The sequence below is a fragment of the Candidatus Binataceae bacterium genome (assembly GCA_035500095.1).
Classification (GTDB): domain Bacteria; phylum Desulfobacterota; class Binatia; order Binatales; family Binataceae; genus JAKAVN01.
Map to the genome: position 1 here is coordinate 1 of DATJXN010000080.1, position 6,990 is coordinate 6,990.

The 6,990-nt window shown below is 64.1% G+C and carries 6 protein-coding genes and 1 tRNA gene; 5 read left to right on the forward strand and 2 right to left on the reverse strand.

Features of this window, described 5'->3' with window-relative positions:
• Positions 1-135: 135 nt before the first annotated feature.
• The gene (locus tag VMI09_08295) at positions 136-1,395 is read right to left on the reverse strand and encodes an MFS transporter (GenBank protein ID HTQ24684.1); all 1,260 of its coding nucleotides are present in this window, start codon (positions 1,393-1,395) and stop codon (positions 136-138) included.
• A 116-nt stretch (positions 1,396-1,511) separates the two neighbouring features.
• On the opposite strand from VMI09_08295, the gene VMI09_08300 reads away from it, so the two are divergent.
• The 3 genes from VMI09_08300 to VMI09_08310 all read left to right on the forward strand — a co-directional run bounded on the left by VMI09_08300 (position 1,512) and on the right by VMI09_08310 (position 4,948).
• Positions 1,512-2,915, forward strand: a complete 1,404-nt coding sequence (locus tag VMI09_08300; GenBank protein HTQ24685.1) for an AarF/UbiB family protein — start codon at positions 1,512-1,514, stop codon at positions 2,913-2,915.
• An 81-nt stretch (positions 2,916-2,996) separates the two neighbouring features.
• On the forward strand, positions 2,997-3,839 hold the full coding sequence (locus VMI09_08305) for an inositol monophosphatase family protein (GenBank protein ID HTQ24686.1): 843 nt from the start codon (positions 2,997-2,999) through the stop codon (positions 3,837-3,839).
• A 980-nt stretch (positions 3,840-4,819) separates the two neighbouring features.
• On the forward strand, positions 4,820-4,948 hold the full coding sequence (locus VMI09_08310) for a hypothetical protein (GenBank protein ID HTQ24687.1): 129 nt from the start codon (positions 4,820-4,822) through the stop codon (positions 4,946-4,948).
• 87 nt (positions 4,949-5,035) lie between these two features.
• Here the strand turns inward: VMI09_08310 and VMI09_08315 are convergent, their stop codons facing one another.
• Positions 5,036-6,196, reverse strand: coding sequence for an MFS transporter (locus VMI09_08315; GenBank protein ID HTQ24688.1), 1,161 nt, complete (start codon positions 6,194-6,196; stop codon positions 5,036-5,038).
• A 284-nt stretch (positions 6,197-6,480) separates the two neighbouring features.
• Between VMI09_08315 and VMI09_08320 the strand changes: the two genes are divergently transcribed.
• Both VMI09_08320 and VMI09_08325 read left to right on the forward strand, forming a co-directional pair.
• A tRNA-Arg gene (locus tag VMI09_08320) sits at positions 6,481-6,555 on the forward strand.
• A gap of 132 nt (positions 6,556-6,687) precedes the next feature.
• The coding region (locus VMI09_08325; protein ID HTQ24689.1) for a hypothetical protein at positions 6,688-6,990 on the forward strand (303 nt) is incomplete at its 3' end.

Consider the following 6,990-nt stretch of genomic DNA (forward strand, 5'->3'; position numbering starts at 1 on the left):
TGGACATCAAACCCCACGAATCGGATATTATTCTCCATCGACCGGCTCCTTTCGTTTGTAGCCCTGCGCTACCTTTCTCCAACTCGCAGCGTAACCTACGATATCTGCGAATCGGAGCCGGTCGTTCCATACTGACTAGGAAACCGCGGGTGCGGCTTGAAGCGGCGCGCGCACGTGGCGAATCGCCCAGTAGCACGGCGCCGCGGCAAGCAGGATCAGCGCGCCCATCTCCCACGCCGCGGGAATACCGAAAGCGTCCGCGACGCGGCCGACCGCGAGCAATCCGAGCGACCCGCCCATGGTCGAAAACGTGCCGTTGAAGCTGAGCAGCGTCGCGCGGTCCTCGGCCTCGATATGCTCGTTGAACCAGCTCTGCGTAAGCGGCTGCATCGCGCCCGCGGCGAGGTTCATCGCGAAGAGCGAGATGAGTGCGGCGGTCGGCCGATGGGCCGCCGCGCCGCCCGCGAACAACAGCAGGCTCGCGCCGAACGTCGCTGCGGCCATCCACGCCCCGCGGTCCCGCGCCTCGATCCCGATGCGCACCACCGCCTCTGCGCCGATCATCCGCGCGACCGTAAAGAGGCAGTAAAGCCATCCGACGATCCAGATGCCGACGCCGTAGCGGTCGTTGAAAAGCTGCGGCCACTCCAGCCAGTACGGCGCCCACGCCGCGAAGGTAAGCGCGCTCGCGCTGCTGAGCATCAGCACGATGCGATTGCTGAAGCCCTGGCGAAGTCCGGTGGCGACGCGCGCTGCCACCTGCCCGAAGAGGCCGCCAAGCCTGATCCGCAGCGCGCCCGTATCTTCGCGATGGTCCTCGCGCATCAGGTAGGCCGCGGCTATCGCGGCCATCGAGTAGCCGGCCGCGCCCAGCATCCACGGCAACGCGATATTGAAGTCGGCGACATAGGCGCCGATTATCGCCGCCGCCATGAAACCGAAGTTGGTCAGCTGCGAGATGCGCGAGAAAAGCCGGTCCTTGATTCCGGCGAAGCCGGCCGCATCCAGCGCGTCAACTCCCCAGGCGTCGATCGCGCCATTGCAGAGCGTCGTGCCAATCCCGTCGATACACTCGGCGGCGACAAAGGCCAGGAAATGATGGGCGAAGAAGTAGAGCGTGAACGCGCCGACCCGCGTCACGCAGCCCAGCACAAACGAACGCCGGCGGCCCATCGCGTCGGCAAACGCGCCGGTCGGCACGTCGGTCAGGAACATCACGACGAAGTAGCACGCGAGTACGCTGTTGATCTCGAACTGGTCAAGCCCGCGCGAGCGCAGGAACAGCGGATAAACGCCGTATAAAAAGCCGCCGGCGAACGCGTACCCCCACCACATCGCGTAGTAACGCCGCGTGATGTCGCGCACGACCGCGCCGTTCGCTTCGCCTGGTTTCATGACGCCCGCTCGATGCCACCAACGGTTCTCTGCCTGGCCTGCATGCTTTAAACTTGCATCTGCATCGTGGAACGCCCGCGCGTCGCGGGAGCAAACCGGCCGTCCGGCAGAGCCGCGTGAATCGACCAGTTTACGCCGAGAGGATGCTAATACCTACACCCACGGCCGCAACGGAACGGCCGGCTGACGCGGCGGAGCCCGAGCCCGGACGGCTCGTGCGCGCCTGGCGCTTCGCCAGCGTCGCGTGGGTCGCCGCAAGAATCTACGCCGGCTACAAGTCGATTCAACTGTGGGCGCGGATCGCCGGCGACAAGCGCAAGGAGGAGCGCTACCGGCGCCAGGACGCCCGCGCCGCGCGCGCCCTCTATCGCTCGGCGGTGCGGATGCAGGGGATGCTCATCAAGGCCTGCCAGTTCATCGCCACCCGCGCCGACGTCCTGCCCGACGCCTGGGTAAACACGCTGTCCGGCCTGCACGACCGCGTGCCGCCGCACCCGTTCGCCACTATTCGCGCGCGCATCGAGAACGAACTCGGACGCCCGCTCGAAGCGGTCTTCGCGGAGTTCGACCCGGCACCACTCGCCGCGGCGTCGCTCGCCCAGGTCCATGCCGCGCGCCTGCACGACGGGCGCCGATGCGCCGTCAAGGTGCAGTATCCCGGCATTGAGGGCATCGTCCGCGCCGATCTCAGGAATCTCGCGGTCATCCTGCGCGTGCTCGCATGGCTCGAGCGCGATTTCGACTTCCGGGTGCTCAGCCGCGAGGCATTCAAGTACATCCCGATGGAGCTCGATTTCGAGCACGAAGCCGACAACTGCGAGACCATCGCGCGCAACCTCGCGGCCCGCGCCGACGTGGTGGTCCCGCGACTCTATCGCGAATTGTCCACGCGGCGCGTGCTGGTGATGGAGCTGGTCGAGGGAATAAAGGTAACCGACGTCGCCGCGCTGGAGCGCGCCGGAATCGACAAGCAGGCGGTCGCGCAGAAGCTGATGGAGGTGTTCTGCGAACAGGTGCTGCGCGACGGCTTTTTTCACGCCGACCCGCATCCGGGCAATGTGATGGTGCAGCCGGGGCCGCGCCTGGTGCTGCTCGACTTCGGCCTGGCCAAGGATTTCCCGCCGCGCTTTCGCGACGGCATCGTGCGGCTGACGTTTTCCATCCTGACCTTCGATAACGCGGGCATTGCCGCCGCCTTCGAGCAACTCGGGTTTCGCACTCGCGACGGATCGCCGGCGACCCTGATAACGCTCGCCAACCTGATGCTCGGCAACACGATCCGGCGCGGCCGCGCCTATGCCGACAGACAGTTGATCGAGGAATTCTCCGCAGAGCTGCCGCGCGCGCTGAGAGTCAATCCGATCGTCGAGGTTCCCGCCGACGTGCTGCTGGTGACGCGCGTGATGGGCTTGCTGAGCGGACTTGGCAAGACGCTCGATTCGCGGGTCGATCTGTTCGCGACCATCATGCCCTACGCTCATCACCTGCTCGCGCCGGCGGCCGCCGCCGATCTTAAGTAGCCGTCTTGTGGATTCACGCGCACGCTCGCCGCGCCCTCAGGCTGGATAACACCACTGGCGTCGAATAACGTCGCACTCGCGATGCGCACGGAACTTCCTCCCGAGCCTGGCAGACTCGAACGCGTTGCGCTCAACGCCGCGCGCGCGGCCGGCCGCGTCCACCTCCAGCGTCTCAACCGGATAAAAGTCGTGCGCAAAAGCAATGCGATCGACCTCGTGACCGAGGCCGACCACGAGTCCGAACGGGCGGTCATCCGGACGCTCGGCCGCGCCTTTCCCGGGCACGCGATTCTCGCCGAGGAGAGCGGCGCGAACGCGCGGCAGAGCGAGCATCGATGGATTATCGACCCGCTCGACGGAACCACCAACTTCGCCCACGGGTTTCCGCAATTCTGCGTCTCGATCGCATACGAGCGCCGCGGACGAGTCGAACTGGCGGTCGTCCTCGACACGCTCAAGCGCGAGCTGTTCGTGGCGGCGCGCGGGCGTGGCGCGCGGCTCAATGCAAAGCCGATTCGGGTGAGCGCGACGCCGTCCCTCGACGGCGCGCTGCTGGCGACCGGCTTCGCTTACGACCGCCGCGAGCGGCGCAACTTCTATTTGACCTTCTGGGAAGCCTTCATGATGCGCACGCAGGGGGTGCGGCGCACGGGCTCCGCCGCGCTGGACCTTTGTTATGTCGCGTGCGGACGAGTGGACGCATTCTGGGAATTCGGGCTCCGCCCGTGGGACGTCGCGGCCGGCGCGCTGATTGTGACCGAAGCGGGCGGGCGCGCGACCAACCTCGACGGCTCGACGCTGAATCTCGAAGCGCGGAACATCCTCGCAAGCAACGGCAAGCTGCATCGGGCGATGCGCGAGACGATCGCTAAGGCATGGCCCGAGGCGGAGCGTCGCCAGGCCGAAGGGCGTGCTGCGCCATAAAGCGTCAGCTTTCATTCATTTTCAGCTATAGAACGCAAAGTGACGCAATATATTTGCTAGAGCTGAAAATTACTTGCTTGGCTTCCTGATGAGGCTTAATGTCGTCCCGTATATCAACAGACTGGGGATTCGGGAATCCAAACAGATATTCAGGGGGGACAATGACGAAGTTGACGAGATTGGTCGCGAGTTTGGCGATTCTTGGCTTGGCCTTGACTCCGTTTGCGCGTCTGGCACGCGCTTAGCAAAGTCAATCGCCGCTCACAATCACAACCGAGAGTACTCGGGCACACGTATTCCCTACGGTTGATAGCACGAGCGAACTAGGCCCGTTCCTAAGTGATCCGGGGCCGCGCTTACGCCATCTTCTGGGTTCCACCGACGCTGCAGAACGGCAGCCCGACCAGCATGCCGGCGTTGTATCGCACAATTCAGGAAAATCTCCTGACCGACTACCCCGGACATAGCCTCGACAACAACAGCACGCAGTACTACCAAAACATCAGCGGCAAGACCTACATCAAAAGCCTCGGAGGCTTGGGAGGCTATTACGTCGACACCCGTGCGTATCCAGCTTCGGGATGCACGGATCCTCTCACACCCGGCAATTGTCTTTCAGACCTTCAGATCCAACGTGAAGTCAAACACGTGATGGGGCTGAAGGGATGGACCGCCGGGCTCAACCACATTTTTCTCGTCTTCACCTCGAGCGGCGAGGGTTCGTGTCTCGGTAGCGCATGCGCCTACAATTACTATGCGCCTTACCATGGCTTCGTCTCTACCGCCTCGGGCCCAATCATCTATACAAATAAGCCTTTTGCCGACCTCACGCATTGTCAGGTCGGAGGCGCGCCCTCCCCCAACGGAGATCCGGAGGGTGACGCCACGGCGAGCATAGCCAGCCACGAACTGACCGAATCGATCACGGATCCTTTGCTTGACGCCTGGTACACCGCGCAGGGCAACGAGATAGGCGATCTGTGCGCCTACAACTACGGCACACCTACGTGGACGAGGGCAATGCGAACGAGATGTGGAACGGCGACTTCTACCTGCTACAGCAGGAATACGATAATCATGTCAGCGGCTGCGTCCAGGTCGGCCCGTAGGCCTGCGCGCTAGCGCTCCGGATCTCTAAGAAAAAGCCGCTGCCGGTTGATCCTCAACCGGCAGCGGCTTCGTTTTTGCGCGCCCTCTCAGAGTTCCCGTCCGCCGCTTCTCAATCCCAACGGCCCGAGCAACAGGCAGAGCGCTCCGACCGCCACCGGCACCATCGACGCCGCTGCCACTCCCGTGCGGTCCCACGCCGCGCCGCCCAAAAGCGGCACAAGGAACGCCATCCCGTAGCCGATCGTGAACATGCCCGCGGAAATTCGATGGACATCGCCGGGCGTCTCGGCCAGCAGCGGTGGGAACGCGAGACTGAGCACGAAGGCGAAGGCCGCCGCGAATCCAAGTATCGCCGCGCCGGCCATCCGCGACCAGTCATGCGGGATGAAGAAAACTCCAAGCCCGACCGACGCCAGGATCGCCATCGCCTGCACCGGCCCCCTGCGTCCGACGAACCATCCGGGCCTAAGCGCGATCGCGATCGAAGCCGGGAGTTGCGCCGCGTTAAGGCATAGCAGCGACGGCGCGATCAGATGCGCTGCGCCCGCATGATGAAGATAATCGGGCATAAACGCGTTGGCGCCGAAATAGATGGTCCCGCCACCCGCCTGGATCAGTCCGAGCCGCCAGGTCAGCGCACGATGGAAGTCCGGCAGCCATCGCGGACGCTCCGCGGCCTCGGCCCCTTGCAGAGACGGCGTCATCCACCACAGGACCGGCGCCGTGAGCAGCGGCGCGACGCTCCAGAAGGCGAGCGCACGCGGCCAGTCCCCGCAAAGCGGCAGCGCGAACTGTGTGGTCAGCCCGGCGCCGATCAGCTCGCCGATGAGCAATCCGTTGCTGTACACCGCGGTCGCCACGCCGACGTGGCTCGGCGCCCAATGAAAGACCAGCGCCGGCAGCGCGGGCTGCAGGATAGCGACGCTCGCGCCCATCAGCAGCGTCATCGCGAAGAGCATCCCGAGCGACGGTCCGACGCCGCGGAGCGCCGAGCTTATGGCGAGCAGCACGAGGCCGAAGATCACCGTGCGGCGCGCGTCGAAGCGCGAGATGATCATCGAGCCGAGCGTGGCCGCGACGGCCAGCAGCAGGATCGGCAAGCCCAGCAGCGCGGCGACCGCGGTCTCGTCGAGCCTCAAGTCGCGATGGATGTGCGGGATGAGCGGCGGAACCGCAAGCAACGTGATTCGGAGGTCGATGCCGGCGAGCCAGAGCAGGACGAGTCGCGGCCAGGGAATTCGATTCATGCGCAAGATACAGGCTGCGGCCGCTGTCGGAGGCCGCGTTTTCCAGGGGCGGGAACGATATACGAAAACGTCCCGATACGAAACCGCGACAGAGCAGAAGTCCGATGCGACCCGCTTCTGCGCGGCTTGCGGGGCGGTAGCCTGCGTTCGCGGCAGCTGCGACAGACTCCGGATGGGTCGCGCCCGGCCGAGTGGTCGACGGCAAGGCTCGCGGACTCGCGACGAGGGTGCTTGTTAGGACGGCGCGGCTGAGCTACTTTCTGCGTCTGCCATTCGAGATCCGCGCCCCGGTAGTGAAAAGGACATCACGGAGGTCTCCGGAACCTCAAGTCCGGGTTCGACTCCCGGCCGGGGCACCACTCCTCCCATAAGTAGCTGACATTTCGAGGCTTTCTCGCATCGCTCGGAACCGGTCAGAAAAATTTGTGGCAGATTTGTGGCAGATTGCGCGGCGAACCCAGCCTCGGTCACAATCTTCGTCAACGCCCGCTGTGTCACGCAGGAAAAGAGGTCCCTCGAAATCGCAAGAGGAAGCCGAACCGCAATTTGCCGGGCGCAGTGTCGCGAACTGGAAACACAACGAAAACGACACGCCAGATACCGCGGTGGATTCGGGTAGTAAGACGATCGGCGTCGAGCTCGTGGAATGGATTCCAGAAGAATGGATCAGCAATTTCGCACGTTGGCTCCGGTTGCTCGAACGTTTGGAAGTCCCTAAGGGCTTGTATGGTGTCCACTGCCGAGGCTCTTGTTCGCTCAAGGTGAAAGAGGAACTGAAACATTTTTTCCCTCGG